This window comes from Chryseobacterium sp. POL2 (assembly GCF_011058315.1).
Taxonomy (GTDB): Bacteria; Bacteroidota; Bacteroidia; order Flavobacteriales; family Weeksellaceae; genus Soonwooa.
In genome coordinates, this window is sequence record NZ_CP049298.1 from 1,636,045 (window position 1) to 1,652,728 (window position 16,684).

The window sequence follows — 16,684 nt, forward strand, 5'->3', positions numbered from 1 at the left end:
ATATTTTATGACAAACTTATTGTCCTATGAAAATTAATAAGTTTCCTTTTGCATATTGGATGACAACTTCATCATTTTCAGCAATATTTCTTGTGCCTACGCGTTCACCCATTTTCAGATCTTCTTTATAAAGTGGCCATTTCAAACCCTGTGTTGTTATGCTTTCTGCTTTTGGGAACGGAAAAAGTGAAATTATTTTGTCTTTTACACCAGAAATATTAAAGTTTTTTGGAATAAAATAATAACTCGAAAACTCATCAAAAAAACGAATTTCCATTTTTGTTCTCATAAAATCGGCAACACTTAGATTGCCCAGAAAATGATCCATCTCTCCACCACTCGCACCATAAACATCTACATTAGGAATCCCTTTTTCTAAAATTATTTCTAAGGATTTCTGGAAATCTGTTTTGTTTTGATCGGGAGTAAGGATAAATTTTTCATTAACAAAATCCAGACGTTCGTGCGAATCAAAATCTCCCGAGATAAAATCGAGTTTAGAAACAATTTCTGAATCAAATTTTAAAAGATAATCCAACGCGCCATCCGTACATGCAATAAGTTTATAACTAAAAAACTCGGGCAAATTTTTAGGCGGTTCACCGTTTATAAAGAGCAAAGCTTTGTTCATTTATTTCGGTGCTCTTTCGTTAGGAATCCAATATTCTTCTGGCTCATTCTCGATTTTTGAAATGTATCTTGCCAATACAAAAAGATAGTCGGAAAGTCGGTTCAAATATTTTATCAATTCTGGACGAACTTCTTCGGTTTCGTTTAAGAAAACAAGACTTCTTTCGGCTCTTCTGCAAACGGTTCTTGCGACATGAAAATGTGTTGCTGCTTTTCCACCGCCTGGTAAAATAAAATATTGTAAAGGCTCCAGTTCTTCTTCAAAAGCATCTATCCAATGTTCTAATTCTTCGATTTCCGATTCAGAGATGATTAGAGATAATCGTGATTTTCCGTTGGCTAAAAACAATTTATCGCTAGGTGTTGCAGCTTCGGAACCTACCGTAAACAAATCAAACTGAATTTTTCGCAGTTGTTCCAAAACAGGAATATCATGCACGTAAGATTTTGCAACGCCAATAAAAGCATTGAGTTCATCAATATTTCCGTAAGATTCTACCCTTGCCGAAGCTTTGGAAATTCTTGTTCCACCGTAAAGTCCTGTTTCGCCTTTGTCGCCCGTTTTTGTATATACTTTGAATGTCATTGCTGTAATTTTAAAGTCTAAAATTAATATTTTTAAATGATTTTAAGAGGCAACTTCCATAAATTGATAAATAACTCCTGTTTTAGGATTTACAATAATGGTAGACTTATTAGGTAATCGGTTGATTTTGTAGAACTCAATAGAATGATCTGTTTTTACTTCATTTAAAAAATTAGAATCAAAAGTGCCTTCGGGAATAAATTTTTCAAAAAAACTAAATTGATCTATAAATTTTTTACCATCAATTTTTCTTGCTTCTTTATCGGATTTTACCTCATCGGTTGTAGGTTGAGCCGCCATAAGTTGTAATAAAGCTGCTTTGTCTGCTTTGTATTTTAAGAAATAGGCCGGACTTCCGTTCGGAAATTTTATTTTTTTGCCCTTAAATTCTGTAATTAAATGAGGCTCTGCTCCAGAAAAAATCTGCTCAAACTGAACATCTTCGGCTTTAGTAATAGAATTAATAGAGGTATTAATGGTTTCGTTTAAAGTATTTTGAACAACTTCCTGCGTTTTTTGCTTAGCTGTTTCTGTAGCTTTGTCGATGCTTTCATTAATCTTTTCTTCAACTTTATTGCAAGAGACTAAAAATAATGTTGATAGTATAATAACGTAATTTTTCATTTCAAAAATTTAACTTTTTATCGCAACAATTTACCTGCCAAGATTTATTTAGCATTTAGCTTCAATTTGTAAACCACAAAATAAAATTCAAGCTAAATATTGAAAATAAAATATTTTGAATATTTCAAAAAATCAATCTTCTTCTTTAAAAGTTTTCACCAATAAATCGAGGTTTAAACTTCTTGCCGAAGCATCAAAAATTTCTTTGTAAACGCCCTCCTGATGGTATAATTCGTCATGTGTTCCGTTTTCCACAACGCGACCTTTTTTCATTACATAAATCCTATCCGAATCGATAATTTGAGATAAAGAATGAGAAATAATAACCACCGTTCTCCCTGCTTTTATGGCATCTAATGAGTTCTTAATTTGTTCCGTAGCAATCGCGTCCAAACTCGCAGTGGGTTCGTCCAAGAAAATAATGGGTGGATTTTTCAGGAATAATCTTGCAATCGCAATTCGCTGTTGTTGACCGCCAGAAAGTTGCGTTGCATCATGTTGATAGGCCGTTGGCAAATCCAGAATTTGTTCATGCAAATAGGCTTTTTTTGCAGCTTCTTCAACTTCTTCAAAACTCGCATTCATATCGCCGTAACGAATGTTATCTTCGATGCTTCCTTTAAAAATATGATTTTTCTGAAGCACCAATCCTAAATCACCTCTCAAAAAAGTATTGTCATATTCATTAAGATTTACCCCATCTAAATGAATATTACCCGAATCTGGAAGATAAAATTTGCACAACAAATTAATAATACTCGATTTTCCTGCGCCTGAAAGTCCGACCAAAGCAGTGGTTTTTCCAGCTTCTATCAGCATATCGACATCAAGAAGAGCTTGCGTACCGTTGGGGTAAGTGAAATTAACATTTTGAAGTTTAAACTCACCTTTAATTTCTTTTTCCACAAAACTGCCGCTGGGTTCTGCTTCTTCATCCGCATTTAAAATATCAAAATAACCTTCGGCATAAATCATGGCATCGTTCATATCATCATAAATCCTGTGCAACTGACGAATAGGCGAAGAAACGTTGTTAAAAAGCATGATGTGAAGCATAATTGCGCCAATCGTCATTTGCTGATCGAGCACCAAATACACCGTTAACAATATGATTAAAACCACACCAATTTGTTCGATAAAAGTTTTTAAACCATCATAAAAAAAGTTGGTTTTACGCGTGTACAACTGACTTTCCATAAGTTGCATCTGCAAATCGTATTGTTTTTTACCTTCAAATTTTTCACGGACAAAACTTTTAATCACCAAAATAGAATTAATGAGATTTAAAAGTCCAGAGGTCTTTTCCTCACGTTGATTTCTAAGCTGACGACGAACGCCAGAGAGTTTTTTTGCTTGCATATTGCTCACCCAAAAGTAAATCGGAACAACAATTGTGGAAACCAATCCCACATACACATTTTGCATATACATCACCACCAAAGCGATAATGGAAGTCGTAAACAAGGGCAAAATATCGATGAAAAAATTCTGAACCAATTTTGTTAAACTCTCAATTCCTCTGTCGATGCGGGTTTGAAGTTTTCCAGATTCGTGGTTTTCATCATTAAAATAAGCAACTTTATAGGTTAAAATTTTATCAATTGCGCGTTGAGCCAATTCTGAACTTACATTAATTCGGATTTTTTCACCGTAAAATTTTTGTCCAAAATTGATGAAAATATTAGCGATTTCTTTCACCAAAAGAATAATGGTGACGACGATTAACACATGAATCCCTTCTTGCATCGGATTTGGTAAATCTATTAATTTCTGAACCTCATCCACCGTATATTTAAGAACAATTGGGTTCACCTGTGCTGCCAAAGCGCCCAATAAAGTGAGAAGCAACGTCCAAAAAATCATTAAACGATAAGGCTTAATGAAAGGTTTGAGCTGTTTAAAAATTCCAAAAATGGTGATAGTTCTGTTAAAAGGATTTTTCATATTCTTTCGCGAACCTTAAATTTAGGAAAAAAAGATAAACCGAATAGAGAACAAAAAGAAAGAGCAAAGATTTTGTTTTCACTCATCTTTGCTCTTATATCTTGATTCTTGGCTCTTGGCTCTTGAATCTTAATTCTTGATTCTTGATTCTCGATTCTTGACTCTTGATTCTTGATTCCTAATGTGGAAGTTTCTCTCTGAATTTCCCGTACACCCAAGTTCCGAGGATTGCTGACAATAAGGTAACACTTACCACCAAAGCACCCGTTCCTATTTGTGCAAACAATGGTCCTGGGCAAGCACCTGTAATCGCCCAACCAAATCCGAAGATTAAACCTCCGTAAATTTGACCTTTATTGAATTTTTTATCAGCGATTTTTATCGGTTCGCCATCCAAAGATTTTATTTTGAATTTCTTAATCAACCAAACTGAAATCATCCCAGTAACCACGGCACTTCCGATAACACCGTACATGTGGAAAGATTGTAAACGGAACATTTCTTGAATTCGGAACCAACTGATGAGCTCCGCTTTTGTAATAACGATTCCGAAAAATATTCCGGCTATTAAAAACTTTATATAATCTATTGTTTTCATTTTTTATTTTTAAAATTAATAGATTCAAGACTTTATTTTAAAGTTAACTTAAATCTTGACTCTTGGCTCTTGATTCTAAAACCTCAACTCTACAAAGACAAAATCCAAGGCATTACAAAATTAGCAACGATAAATCCGCCCAACATAAAGCAAATAGTTGCCACCAAAGAAGGCCATTGTAAATTTGCCAATCCCATAATGGAATGTCCACTTGTACAACCTCCTGCGTAACGCGTTCCGAAGCCTACCAAGAAACCTCCCACCACGAAAAGGAAAAAACCTTTCAAAGAAAATAAAGTTTCCCAATTCATAAAATCGGCTGGAATAATGCTCGAAAAATCTGTAATTCCGTAGCCCGCCAATTCAGTTTGAAGATCAGGATTTACAGCAACAGCTTGTCCATTAGAAAGAAAATTGAAAGCGACAAATCCACCAATTAAAATTCCGATAACGAAAACTAAATTCCAGATTTCACTCTTCCAATTGTATTTAAAAAACGGAATATTCGCTGGTGCACAAGACGCACAAATGTGTCTTAAAGACGAAGAAATTCCGAAGGTTTTATTGGCTAAAATAAGTAATATAGGCACCGTAAGACCAATGAGTGGCCCCGCAACATACCATGGCCAAGGTTGCTTGATAAGTTCTAACATTTTTTATAATTTATTCTTTAATTTTATTTTTATCTTTTTTAAACATTGAAAAAAATACACCTCCCATAAAAGCACCATAAATACTGCTGTTAAAAGGTTTTGATGTAATAGCGCAACTTCCTGTGCTACATCCTATAAAATTCCAATACAGAAATCCTGCAATAGCACCAACAACAGCGCCTAAAATGACAATTTTATTGTTTTGAAAAAAAGTATTCATATTGTTTCAATTTGGAGTTAATGGGACAGAATTATTTTACAACGAGTTCTACAAAAACTTCTGACCCTTTTCTTGGAGGGATAGAATTGTAACATTCTTCCATTTTTTTAATCTCAAAATAAGGTTCGAAAATCGGTTTGTACTCACATGGACAACCACCAAACGGCGGACCTTGTTTCTTGAAAGTGGTATCGAACATGACGCCTACAATTTTACCTTTTGGTTGCAAAAGTTCGGCAGCTTTTTTAGCGTAATCTTTTCTCATTAATGGCGGAATAGCACAGAAAAAAGTTTGTTCCAGCATTAAATCATACTCACCTTTATGTTCGAAAAAATCGCCTAACAAAACTTTTATTTGAGGATCATTTCGGAATTTACTTTGAAGAATTTCCACCGCTTTTGGTGCAATATCAATTAACGTAATATCCTGAAATCCGTTTTTTAAAAGATATTCAGCTTCATAAGCATTTCCGCAACCTGGAATTAAAATCGAGATATTTTTATCCTCAACTTTGTCCATATAATCGGTAATTGCGGGCGATGCGTAACCAATATCCCAAGAAGTTTCGCGATTTTCCCAACGCGTTTCCCAATAATTTTTATCCAAAGGAAGATCGCATTGCGTAACGCAACATTGCATATCTGTTTTGTTATGGTCTTCTGTATTCATTTTTCACTTTTAACGGGTAATGTTTTTCATATTTTGCAAAGAACCGCCATTAAAAACATTGGTAATTCCGGCTTGTTTTAAAATAGATTGCGCTTGTTTGCTGCGCATTCCACTTCTGCAAAATACAACAATATTTTCCTTATTTTTTAATGATTTTACTTTAGAAGAAATTTCATTCAACGGAATATTCACCGCATTTTTTACACTTCCAGAAGCAAATTCACCTTTAGAGCGAACATCTATTAAAGTAGCTCCGTTATTGATAACTTCGACTAGTCTTTCCGAATCTTCGGAGCCAAAAAGTTTTTTTAAAAATCCGAACATTATGACATTATTTTAGATTGACAAACAAATTCAGTTTTGGGAACATCTGTTTTTGAAATGGCATTGAAACCACCTTCAACTTCAGAAAAATTATGATAACCACGCGCTTTCAAAATACTTGCAGCCATCATACTTCTGTATCCACCCGCACAATGTATGTAGAAATGTTCATCAGCTTTCACCTCTCCAATCCAGTCATTAATATACGCCAAAGGTCTTCTGTAAGCGTTTTCTACGTGTTCAGCTTCGTATTCGCTTTCTTTACGAACGTCTATTACTTTTACATTTTCATTAAACTCAGTTTTAAATTGCGTTGCAGAAATTCTGTTCACGGTATCAATTTCTTTCCCTGAATTTTTCCAAGTTTCAAAACCTCCCTCTAAAAATCCTAAAGTATGATCGAAACCAACTCGGCTCAATCTGGTAACGGTTTCTTCTTCATCACCAAGATCTGTAATCAACAAAATAGGTTGTTTAACATCTTTTATCAAAGCGCCTACCCAAGGTGCAAAATCGCCTTTAAGACCGATATTTACAGATTGAGGAATATAGCCTTTTGCGAAATCTGCAGCCGAACGAACGTCTAAAATTAAGGCTTCTGAATTTTCTACAACCTCCTCAAATTCCGTTACAGAAAGCGCTCTCAAACCATTATTAAGAACCTCATCAAAATTTTGATAACCCTGCTTGTTCATCGCTACATTCATCCCAAAATAAGCGGGAGGCGGCAACAAACCATCTGTAACAGCTTTTATAAACGCTTCTTTATTAGGTTGATTAAGGGCATAATTGGTTTTCTTTTGGTTTCCTAAAATATCCACCGTTTCTTTCTGCATATTTTTACCACAAGCCGAACCCGCGCCATGAGCAGGATACACCGTAACGTCATCCGCTAAAGGCATAATTTTATTTTGTAAACTGTCGTAAAGCATTCCCGCCAAATCTTCTTGTGTCATGTTTGCAGCTTTCTGAGCCAAGTCTGGACGACCAACATCTCCTAAAAACAATGTATCTCCAGAGAAAATTGCAGTTTCTTTTCCGTTTTCATCGATCAAAAGATAGGTGGTACTTTCCAAAGTATGTCCAGGTGTATGAAGCACTTTAATTTTGATATTTCCAATTTCGAAAATTTGTTCATCTTCTGCGATAATAGCTTCAAAATCTGGGTTGGCTGTTGGTCCGTAAACAATTGCCGCACCTGTCTTTTTACTTAAATCTACGTGTCCACTCACAAAATCTGCGTGAAAATGGGTTTCGAAAATATATTTTAAACGAACATTATCTTTTGCTAGTCTATCTGTATAAGATTGCGTTTCACGAAGCGGATCTACAATCGCAGCTTCACCATTTGAAACAATATAATAAGCTCCCTGAGCTAAACATCCTGTATAAATTTGTTCTATTTTCATATTCTTTATTTTAGTTGTACAAAGTTCTTGATAAATAAATTCCTGCACAGTTACTTTTGTTACATTAGGAGTTTTTTAGAAGTTAGAGGTTAGAAATTAGATTTTAGACTTTAGACTTTAGACTTTAGACTTTAGACTTTAGACTTTAGACTTTAGACGAAACTAATTCAAAACTTCTAATCGATTAAAAAAACATTTCTTTTACGATGACAAAAATGCCCATCACAAGGACAAACCAACCAAAAGCGGGTTTTAGTTTTTTACCATCAATATTTCTGGAAAGTCGGCTTCCTATTAAAATTCCTATAATTGCCATTGTGGTAATGCTCAATAAAAACTTCCAATTGACTTCTCCAAAGTGTGCATAAGAGGTTACAAAACCGAACGCAGAATTAATAGCGATAATCAGTAAAGATGTTCCGATGGCTTTCTTCATAGGAGTTTTCAGTAAACTTACCAAAGCTGGAATAATTAAAAATCCGCCACCCGCACCTACAAATCCTGTTATAATTCCTACCAAAAAACCTTGAAAAACCACCAATGGATAATTGTAATTTTGATGAGAGGTATTATTTGGTTTTGTATCTTTTTTTATCATTTTAAATGCAGCCATCAACATTAAAACCGCAAAAACAAGCATTAAAAAATTACTTTTGGTGACTTCAAAACCACCAATGTTGAAAAGTACGTCTGGAATATGAGGTAAAATTTGCTGTCTGGAAATATACACTCCAATTATTGAAGGGATACCAAATGCAAAAACCGTTTTAAAATCTATTAATTTATTTTTGAAATAAGTGGTTGACCCCACAAAACTGGTTGCTCCCACTACAAAAAGCGAATAAGTAGTGGCCAAAACAGCGTCTACATGAAAAAGATACACCAATACAGGAACCGTAAGAATACTTCCGCCACCGCCGATTAATCCTAAAGAAATTCCTATTAAAATTGATGCTAAAAATCCTGCTATCTCCATTCTCTTGTTTTGTAATGCAAAATTCAGCAAATCAAAAGAGATGCACAGCTACTTTTGTTACAAAAGGATTTTTTGGTTGATGGTTTTTGGTTTTTAGTAATAAGTTGTAAGTCTGAATATCGGCTGAATTTTTACGAACGAAGTTCAAGAAAACTAATTTCTTGATTCTTGACTCTTGGTTCTTGACTCTTGGTTCTTGGCTCTTGATTCTCCTAAAGCAAAGTAATTTTGTTGCGTCCAAGTTGTACTTCACCGTTTTCTTCGAGTTGCTTCAGAAGGCGAGAAACCACTACACGCGCAGTTCCCAACTCGTTAGCAAGTTGTTCGTGAGTAACGTTGAGGCTATTAGATTGTGTGAGTTCAGCTTTCTTTTCGAGGAGGTTTAATAATCGTTCGTCCACTTTTTTAAAAGCAATTTCGTTGATGATTCCAAGAAGTTCTTCGAAACGTTTATGATACAATTTAAAAATATAATCCAACCATTCTGGATGATCTTTTATAAACTCTGAAACTCTGGTTACTGGAAGAAAAAGTATTTCGGCATCTTCCTCTATTTCAGCTTTCACTTTACTGGTTTCGTTGTGTAAACCACCCAAAAAAGACATAATGCAAGATTCGCCAGCTTTAATATAGTACAAAAGTATTTCTCGACCATCTTCCTCAGTACGCACCACTTTCATAGCACCTTTTGTGACAATAGGAATCGATCGTATTTGAGAATTTTCGTCCACAATAATATCTCCAGCCTGATAGTTTTTTATCATGCTGTATTCATATAATTTTTCTAGAAGTTCCGGTGTGGACTGAAATTCTTGTTTTAATTCTGGGCTTTCCATTTTTATATTGTTTTAGTATCAAACGATGTTAGAAACTTCATTTTCTGACTGGAAAGTTTTTCGGCTTGGTTTTTAATTTCGTCCAAATTTCTATTAGGTCGCAATTCTATTTTTTGGAGGATGAAAGAATTGTGTGCGTTTTTGTCCACCACTTCAGCAAAAATATGTTCGATTTCAGAATTGGCCAAAGAAGCAAAACTGATATCCTCAAAACCATGAAGAAGTTTTAAATCGCTTGTATTTTGGAAAGTATCATCTGCATAAGATTGAAATTCTATTTTTGAATCAAAATCTCCAGCCCAGATATTATACACCCAATGTTTTGATTTTGGTTTATCTTCAATTTTCTGATAAACGAAGTTTTCACCCAAATAGGCTTCACGAACTTGTGGATCATTCGCTAAATCTTCCGGAAGACCTTCTTTTAAGATTTTCCCTTCGAACATAATGTAGGTTTTATTGGTAATCGCTAAAGTTTGCTGCACATTGTGGTCGGTAATTAAGATTCCAATATTTTTGTCCACCAAACTTCTCACAATTTTCTGAATATCTTCCACCGCAATCGGGTCAACCCCCGCAAAAGGCTCATCTAGAAGGATAAAATTCGGACTTGTTGCTAAACAACGGGCAATTTCTGTTCTACGTCTTTCACCTCCAGAAAGCAAATCGCCACGGTTTTTCCGAACATGTTCTAAAGAAAACTCTTCAATCAACTCATCACATTTCATCTGCTGTTGTTTTTTGGAAAGCTTTGTCAATTGTAGAACTCCTAAAATGTTATCTTCCACAGACAATTTTCTAAACACAGAAGCTTCCTGAGCCAAATATCCGATTCCTTTTTGAGCTCTGCGATACATGGCATCGCTGGTGATTTCTTTATTATCGAGGAAAATTTTACCAGAAGTAGGCTTCACCAATCCAACAATCATATAGAAAGAAGTAGTTTTACCTGCTCCATTGGGTCCCAACAAACCTACAATCTCACCTTGTTGAACCTGTACCGAAACACCTTTTACCACCTTTTTAGGTCCGTATTCTTTAATTAAATTTTCTCCTCGTAGAATCATACAACAAAGATAAATATTTTTTGAATCTAAATAACTTTCTATAAAGGACTTCGGTGTTGAATTTTTTAGCCCCGATTGAACGGTATGTCTGAGCTCATCTCGAAAGAAAGGCAAAAGAGCTGGCTCGAGATAGCGAGTAGTGAAAGCGGGAATAGCTCCTGAAAAGCTATCAAAATTTGGAAAAAGCTAAAAATATTACCGTAATTTGCTGAAAAATTGCTGAAATGCAGATTATTGAAAGTTTTCAAAACGAAAAAATAAAGAAAATAAGCCGTTGGCTGACTAAAAATAGTGATCGAAAAAAAGCGGGAATTTTTGTGGTGGAAGGACAACAAGAGAACGAACGTGCTTTGCAATTTGGTTATGAAGCGATTGAGTTTTATATCGCACCTCAAATTTTTGGAGGAACAAATCCTTGCGAACCGATCCATTTTGTAAGTAATGCTGTCTATGAAAAGTTGGCTTATCGCGGGACAACAGAAGGTATAATTGGGGTTTACAAAAATAAAGAACTGAATATCGATTCTTTAAAAATAAAAGACAACTCAACAGTTATTATTCTGGAAAGCATTGAAAAGCCTGGAAATCTAGGAGCTATTTTAAGAAGCTGCGAAGCTTTTGGCATTGACGCATTAATTGTTACAGATCCTAAAGTTGATTTTTTTAATCCGAATGTTATCAGAAGTAGTGTTGGTTGTCTTTTTGGAATGAATTTTTGCGCGGTAACCAATGCAGAAGCCTACGAATTTTTGCAAAAGGAAGATTTCGAGATCTATACCACTTTCATGTCAGATGGCGCCAAGGATTTAGCGTCTAGAAATATGACGGTAAAAAGTGCTGTATTATTTGGGACCGAACATTCGGGCCTGAGTGATTATTGGAAAGACAAAGGAAAAAACACCTTAATTCCTATGGTCGGCAGTATAGATTCTTTAAACTTAAGCAATGCCGTGGCAATAACTTGCTATGAAGCTTTAAGACAAAAAAGGAAATAAAAAAAACCGTTTCGAAATTCGAAACGGTTTTCATTTACAAATAATTTTTAATTATTTTGTAGCTTCTTTAACTTCAGCAGCAGCATCTTGTACTTTAGCAGCAGCAGAATCAACAGTTGCAGCAGCAGAATCAACTGTAGCAGCAGCAGAATCAACAGTTGCAGCAGCAGAGTCAACCATAGCAGCAGCAGAATCAGTGTTAGCAGCGTCTACGTTTTCAGTTTTTTTACAAGCTACAAGAGCAACAGCAGCGATAGCAGCTACAAATAATGACTTTTTCATAATAAATTAAATTTAATTTTGTTTGTTATTTTAAATGAATTCTTTTCTGTTCTTTCAATTTGAACAGGACAAAGGTATGGTGAGAAAAATATTTGTGTTAGAAAATTAATTGTAATATCTTTGTAAAATAGTTTTACAAATAAACATTACTGTAATACAGGTAATTATAAATTTTTCAAATATTGGACAATTTAGAAATTTTATACTTTGAACAGCTAAAAAAGGAGGTAGAAACTAAGTATTTAGAAAATCACACCCCTTCTCAAGCTGATATTAGCAAATGGAAAGGAATAGATATTATCTACTTCCAAGAAGATTTGCGAAAATATGCTAAAGGCAACATCAGCGAAAAATCTTTTTACACTTACTTCAAAACGGCTCCTGTAAAGAAATTGCCGAGAATTGACATGCTAAATTTGTTATCAAATTACGCAGGTTATGAATCTTGGTTTAATTATAAAAAATTAAAACCTATTGAACTTCCTAAAGAATCTATCCAACAAGAAGTTATTTTTGAGGAAAAGGCTCTAGTAAATGATAATACATCTACGGAACAGGACTTACCTCTAACAAATTCTATAGAAAATACAGTTCCAAAAATATTAAATACTTTAGAACCTGAAGCCGAACAAGAACAACTAATCTCAATAGAAAAAAAGGACATTCTAAAAGAAGAAATAAATAATATTTTACAAATAAACAGCACTGATAATCAAACAACAAAAGAAAAAAAACAGATTAACAACTCTAATTTTTTTAAAAGAAATATCTGGTATTTGATAACCAGTGTATTAAGTCTTTTAATTTTATTTTTAATTTTTAGAGATCAATGGTTAATTAATGATTTTACGTATAGCTTTATCGATTCGGATAGAAACACCTTAATTAAAGACGAATTGGATGTTAAAATCTTAAATGAAAACGAATCTCCAATTCTCATTCGTGTTAAGCCGAATGAACCTTTTAGATACAGCACCAAAAGTAAAACTTTAACCATGATTGTATCGTCGCCATTTTACAAAACAGATACAATAAAACGCAATCTAGAAACAGCACCAAGCAACGAAAATATTGAACTAAAACCGAATGATTACGCCATTCTGTTGTACTATTATTCTCGTTCTATTAAAGATTTCAAAAAGAAAAGAGAGCAACTCAATCAATTAATTAGTGATAACGCTCAAATAACCCAGGTTTATGACAACGAAACATATGGCGTAGAGCGACTTGACAAACAAAAATACATTAGCCTTGTAACCTTACCAACAACTGCTTTGGAAAACCTGAATGTGATTGACACACAGATGAAAAATGGAAAAATTGTACTTATCCGCTTTAAAATTTCTACCAATGAAAAGTAAACTACTACACGGATTATTCGTTGCAATTGCAATAGTTTCTATGGCGTCTTGTAACAAAAAATACGAAGGCGACACGACTATCAACGATGTTAAATATAAAAATAACCGCAATACTATCCCTTCCATAAAAATGGATAGTGCACAAGCGATTAACACCATTACAAAGCAAAAGATACAAGATCTCTTGGATCTTTCCACGCTTTATATCTCAGGAAATAAGGACACTGAAATAGATTCTGTAATCTATGCACAAATGCAAAGTTACTTTTTGAAGCCCGATTCCTTGCAATTGAAACCTCTTTTCAAAGATCTGGATAGTCTAAAAGTACGCTACGCCAACATCAACAAATTAAGCATTCAGCGGCAAATAGTTGGCAAAGACACTTTTGACATTGCAAAATTCAATGTTGAGTATTTTAATAATAAAAAATTATTCATAGGAAGTTACGAACGTGACGCACAATATGTCTTAAAATCGGTTCCCACAAAAGCAAATAACGAATTTAAGTTCTATTTCAAGAATTTTTATGATGAATTGAATAAAAAAGAAGATAGCATAAAAACGATTATCATACCACCAACAACAACAAATTTACCTAAAGCATCTTCTGGAAAATAAAACAATAAAGCCACCGAGACTCGGTGGCTTTATTTAATAATTTAGTTTCGGATGATTATTTAACCGCCTCAACAGCTTCTTTAACTTCAGTTTTTACAGAGTCAACTTTCGCCTGAACCGAATCAACTTTTGCAACAGCAGTATCAACTTCTTTAGATAAAGAATCCATATCTGTAGCTACTGAATCAACTTTTGTATCAACTGTTTCTGCTTTCTTACAAGATACTACTGCTAATGAAGCGATAGCTACTGCGAAAAATACTTTTTTCATAATAAATGGTTTTTTAATTATTAATATATAAAATCTGTGTTTCGTTCTTTCATTTTGAACATTCCAAATTTATAACACTAAAAACTATGAATAAAATAATTCGCTTGTAATGTTTTTGTAATCTATTTTACAAATTTAAACACTGATTTACAATGAATTAAAACAAATCGAAACTTTTAAAATACAAAAAAATAATTAGGAGTTATTAAATAATCTAGCCGAACATCTGTTTTAAAAACATTATCAACACACTCAACTGGCTTATAAAAAGAAAGACCAATTTTTGAAATAACTTTATTTTCCTCAAAAAACTTATCATAAAATCCTTTTCCGTAACCAATTCTATTTCCTAACGGATCACAGTAGACCAACGGCGTGATGCAAATATCAAACTCAATTTCTCCATAATCCAGATTGCTTACAGGCTCTTGGATATTCCATTTGCTTATTTTAAATTCAGAATCTGGATTGATTTCAATAGAAATAATTTTATCACCGACGACTTTTGGAACAAAAATTCTAATATTATGTTTGAAGCAATAATCAAAGAAAAAGCTGGTATCTATCTCATTTTTCGAAACAATGGGCAAGAAGCAATGGATTTTAGAATTTGCTTTAATTTCAAAATTAGAAATAAAAGTGTCAAAGATTTCTTTAGAAAATAGAAAAACCTCGTCTTTTGACAAGGTCATTCTTTTTTCTAAATATTTTTCTCTTAAAACTGATTTTTGTTGAAAAATAGTATCCATCTAAATTTCTTTAACTGAAATTATATTAACCGGACAAGCTTTTGCTGCTTTATCACAAGATTCAAAAGCGTCTGGAGATGGTGTTTTTATTGTAAAAAACCCTTTTTTCTCTATGGATTTAAGAAGCACAGATTTCCCATCTTTTTTAGACATTCTAAAATAGTCTGGTGCAAACTCTGCACAATAATTACAGCCGATACACTTATCTCTTTGCAATGTTACAATAACCATTAACTCTGAATAAATTTAAAATTAATGAGAATAAACACCTTCTTCTACATTATTCTGCTGAGTGCCTGGCTCTTCAACCTTAACAACTTTATAAAGTTTATCAGAAGGACGAACTCTAAAGTCGGTTTTAAAAGTTACAACGTCTGATTTTGTCGCTTTTGTAGCATCATCTTTAGCATCTACTTTGAGACCTTCTATTACCATCTCTTGTGAACCTGTCGTTGGGCCTTGGATCAAAACGGTATCGCCTTCAGCTAAATCATAAGCTTCGATTAAAAATTCAGCAATCTCGGATTTTGGATAATAGTGTCTTCCTTTTCCGATATAGACTTTTTTCTGTGTCGCACTAGAACCAGAATTAGCAGACCACTCTCCTAACTCTTGACCAAGATAATATCCAGACCAGAAACCGCGGTTATAAACCGTTTCTAATTGCTTCATCCATTCCGCAACTTTTTCTTGAGAGAAAGTACCTTCCGCAACACTATCGATTGCTTCACGATAACATTTGGTTACCATCGCAACATATTCTGGAGCACGTCCACGTCCTTCAACCTTCAAAACTTTAACCCCAGCATCTGTAATTTGGTCTAAAAATCCGATGGTACAAAGATCTTTTGGCGACATCATATATTCGTTATCCAATTCGATTTCGAAACCAGAATCTTGATCGATTACAGTATATTTTTTACGACAATTTTGCTTGCACGCACCTCTATTTGCTGATGAGTTGTGAGAATGAAGGCTTAAATAGCACTTTCCTGAAACCGCCATACATAAAGCACCATGACCAAAGATTTCAACTTCTACCAAATTACCAGAAGGTCCTTTAACCTGTTCTTTTTCAATTTGGCTACAGATTTTTTTAATTTGGCTAATACTTAGCTCACGGCTCATCACCATTGTATCTGCAAACAAAGCATAAAACTTAACCGTTTCAATGTTGGTTACATTAATCTGCGTCGAGATATGCACTTCCATACCGATTTGTCTGGCATAAGCAATCACTGCTTGGTCCATAGCAATTACTGCTGTAAGATTGGCTGCTTTGGCTTTGTCTAGGAGTGTTTTTATGATTGACAAATCATGATCATATATAATTGTGTTGAGCGTCAAATAAGTTCTAACACCTTTTTCTTCACAACGTTTTGCAATCTCTGGAAGATCGTCAATTGTAAAATTCATGGAAGCGCGAGCACGCATATTAAGCTGCTCTACTCCGAAATAAACAGAATCTGCCCCATTGTCAATCGCCGCTTGTAACGAAGTAAAATCTCCTGCGGGAGACATTAGTTCTATTCTTCCTGTTTTTGTCATTTTATTATCAATAAATTTTTGCAAAGGTAATTAATTTATTCTTGATTAAAATAATTCCCAATTGATAGTTTTGTTCGTTTACAATCACCGTTTCTATGACAAGATTTCATATTGCTGAACAAATATTGACAAAATTTCCTATTACATAATGAATAGAAGTTAGGATAGTATTATAAAAAGACTTTAAAACAGTTTAAAAAACTCTTAAAATCAGTCAATATTTATTAATTTATATTTAATAATGGTTAAATTTTGTTAAATATGTAACACTAAGTTTTTAGTTTATACTTATTTAGCATTAAATTTGTTAGACAATAATCAA

General features: G+C 33.9%; 20 protein-coding genes and 1 pseudogene. 3 read left to right on the plus strand and 18 right to left on the minus strand.

Features of this window, described 5'->3' with window-relative positions:
* Window positions 1-16: 16 nt before the first annotated feature.
* From G6R40_RS07495 to lptB, 13 genes and pseudogenes are all read right to left on the minus strand, one after another.
* A complete protein-coding gene (locus G6R40_RS07495) occupies window positions 17-631 on the minus strand; it encodes a thiamine diphosphokinase (RefSeq protein ID WP_165133681.1) in 615 nt (204 codons plus the stop codon).
* On the minus strand, window positions 632-1,216 hold the full coding sequence (locus tag G6R40_RS07500; RefSeq protein ID WP_165133684.1) for a cob(I)yrinic acid a,c-diamide adenosyltransferase: 585 nt from the start codon (window positions 1,214-1,216) through the stop codon (window positions 632-634).
* Between the two features lie 42 nt (window positions 1,217-1,258).
* Window positions 1,259-1,840 carry a hypothetical protein gene (locus tag G6R40_RS07505; RefSeq protein WP_165133687.1) on the minus strand — a complete coding sequence of 194 codons (582 nt, stop codon included), beginning with the start codon at window positions 1,838-1,840 and terminating at the stop codon, window positions 1,259-1,261.
* A gap of 132 nt (window positions 1,841-1,972) precedes the next feature.
* Complete coding sequence (locus G6R40_RS07510; RefSeq protein WP_165137578.1) at window positions 1,973-3,703, minus strand: ABC transporter ATP-binding protein; 1,731 nt, start codon at window positions 3,701-3,703, stop codon at window positions 1,973-1,975.
* A 259-nt stretch (window positions 3,704-3,962) separates the two neighbouring features.
* Window positions 3,963-4,382, minus strand: coding sequence for a DUF6691 family protein (locus G6R40_RS07515; protein ID WP_165133690.1), 420 nt, complete (start codon window positions 4,380-4,382; stop codon window positions 3,963-3,965).
* An 89-nt stretch (window positions 4,383-4,471) separates the two neighbouring features.
* Window positions 4,472-5,035, minus strand: a complete 564-nt coding sequence (locus G6R40_RS07520; RefSeq protein ID WP_165133693.1) for a YeeE/YedE family protein — start codon at window positions 5,033-5,035, stop codon at window positions 4,472-4,474.
* A 10-nt stretch (window positions 5,036-5,045) separates the two neighbouring features.
* Entirely contained in the window at window positions 5,046-5,255 is a 210-nt protein-coding gene (locus tag G6R40_RS07525) for a DUF6132 family protein (protein ID WP_165133696.1), read from the minus strand.
* Window positions 5,256-5,286: 31 nt separating this feature from the next.
* The gene (locus G6R40_RS07530) at window positions 5,287-5,925 is read right to left on the minus strand and encodes a methyltransferase domain-containing protein (RefSeq protein WP_165133698.1); all 639 of its coding nucleotides are present in this window, start codon (window positions 5,923-5,925) and stop codon (window positions 5,287-5,289) included.
* Between the two features lie 9 nt (window positions 5,926-5,934).
* Entirely contained in the window at window positions 5,935-6,249 is a 315-nt protein-coding gene (locus G6R40_RS07535; protein ID WP_165133700.1) for a rhodanese-like domain-containing protein, read from the minus strand.
* Complete coding sequence (locus G6R40_RS07540) at window positions 6,249-7,658, minus strand: MBL fold metallo-hydrolase (protein WP_165133702.1); 1,410 nt, start codon at window positions 7,656-7,658, stop codon at window positions 6,249-6,251. Before G6R40_RS07540 ends, G6R40_RS07535 begins: the two co-directional genes overlap by 1 nt.
* Before the next feature lie 184 nt (window positions 7,659-7,842).
* Complete coding sequence (locus G6R40_RS07545; RefSeq protein WP_165133704.1) at window positions 7,843-8,634, minus strand: sulfite exporter TauE/SafE family protein; 792 nt, start codon at window positions 8,632-8,634, stop codon at window positions 7,843-7,845.
* A gap of 212 nt (window positions 8,635-8,846) precedes the next feature.
* Window positions 8,847-9,470 carry a Crp/Fnr family transcriptional regulator gene (locus G6R40_RS07550; protein ID WP_165133706.1) on the minus strand — a complete coding sequence of 208 codons (624 nt, stop codon included), beginning with the start codon at window positions 9,468-9,470 and terminating at the stop codon, window positions 8,847-8,849.
* A 341-nt stretch (window positions 9,471-9,811) separates the two neighbouring features.
* Window positions 9,812-10,537, minus strand: a pseudogene (gene lptB / locus G6R40_RS07555) (LPS export ABC transporter ATP-binding protein); the annotation flags it as partial.
* A gap of 224 nt (window positions 10,538-10,761) precedes the next feature.
* Between lptB and G6R40_RS07560 the strand changes: the two are divergent.
* Entirely contained in the window at window positions 10,762-11,532 is a 771-nt protein-coding gene (locus G6R40_RS07560) for a TrmH family RNA methyltransferase (protein WP_165133709.1), read from the plus strand.
* Between the two features lie 51 nt (window positions 11,533-11,583).
* On the opposite strand, the gene G6R40_RS07565 is transcribed toward G6R40_RS07560, so the two are convergent.
* On the minus strand, window positions 11,584-11,814 hold the full coding sequence (locus G6R40_RS07565) for a hypothetical protein (RefSeq protein WP_165133711.1): 231 nt from the start codon (window positions 11,812-11,814) through the stop codon (window positions 11,584-11,586).
* Between the two features lie 182 nt (window positions 11,815-11,996).
* Here G6R40_RS07565 and G6R40_RS07570 point away from each other — a divergent pair, with 182 nt between their 5' ends.
* Complete coding sequence (locus tag G6R40_RS07570; protein WP_165133713.1) at window positions 11,997-13,175, plus strand: hypothetical protein; 1,179 nt, start codon at window positions 11,997-11,999, stop codon at window positions 13,173-13,175.
* Window positions 13,165-13,794, plus strand: a complete 630-nt coding sequence (locus G6R40_RS07575) for a hypothetical protein (RefSeq protein ID WP_165133716.1) — start codon at window positions 13,165-13,167, stop codon at window positions 13,792-13,794. The genes G6R40_RS07570 and G6R40_RS07575 overlap by 11 nt, the downstream gene beginning before the upstream one ends.
* Window positions 13,795-13,849: 55 nt before the next feature.
* On the opposite strand, the gene G6R40_RS07580 is transcribed toward G6R40_RS07575, so the two are convergent.
* The 4 genes from G6R40_RS07580 to G6R40_RS07595 all read right to left on the minus strand — a co-directional run bounded on the left by G6R40_RS07580 (window position 13,850) and on the right by G6R40_RS07595 (window position 16,362).
* On the minus strand, window positions 13,850-14,065 hold the full coding sequence (locus tag G6R40_RS07580; protein ID WP_165133719.1) for a hypothetical protein: 216 nt from the start codon (window positions 14,063-14,065) through the stop codon (window positions 13,850-13,852).
* 176 nt (window positions 14,066-14,241) lie between these two features.
* Window positions 14,242-14,814, minus strand: a complete 573-nt coding sequence (locus tag G6R40_RS07585; protein ID WP_165133722.1) for a 5-formyltetrahydrofolate cyclo-ligase — start codon at window positions 14,812-14,814, stop codon at window positions 14,242-14,244.
* Complete coding sequence (locus tag G6R40_RS07590; protein ID WP_165133725.1) at window positions 14,815-15,045, minus strand: ferredoxin; 231 nt, start codon at window positions 15,043-15,045, stop codon at window positions 14,815-14,817. It lies immediately after the preceding gene.
* 21 nt (window positions 15,046-15,066) lie between these two features.
* Entirely contained in the window at window positions 15,067-16,362 is a 1,296-nt protein-coding gene (locus G6R40_RS07595; protein ID WP_165133728.1) for a peptidase U32 family protein, read from the minus strand.
* Between the last annotated feature and the right edge of the window lie 322 nt (window positions 16,363-16,684).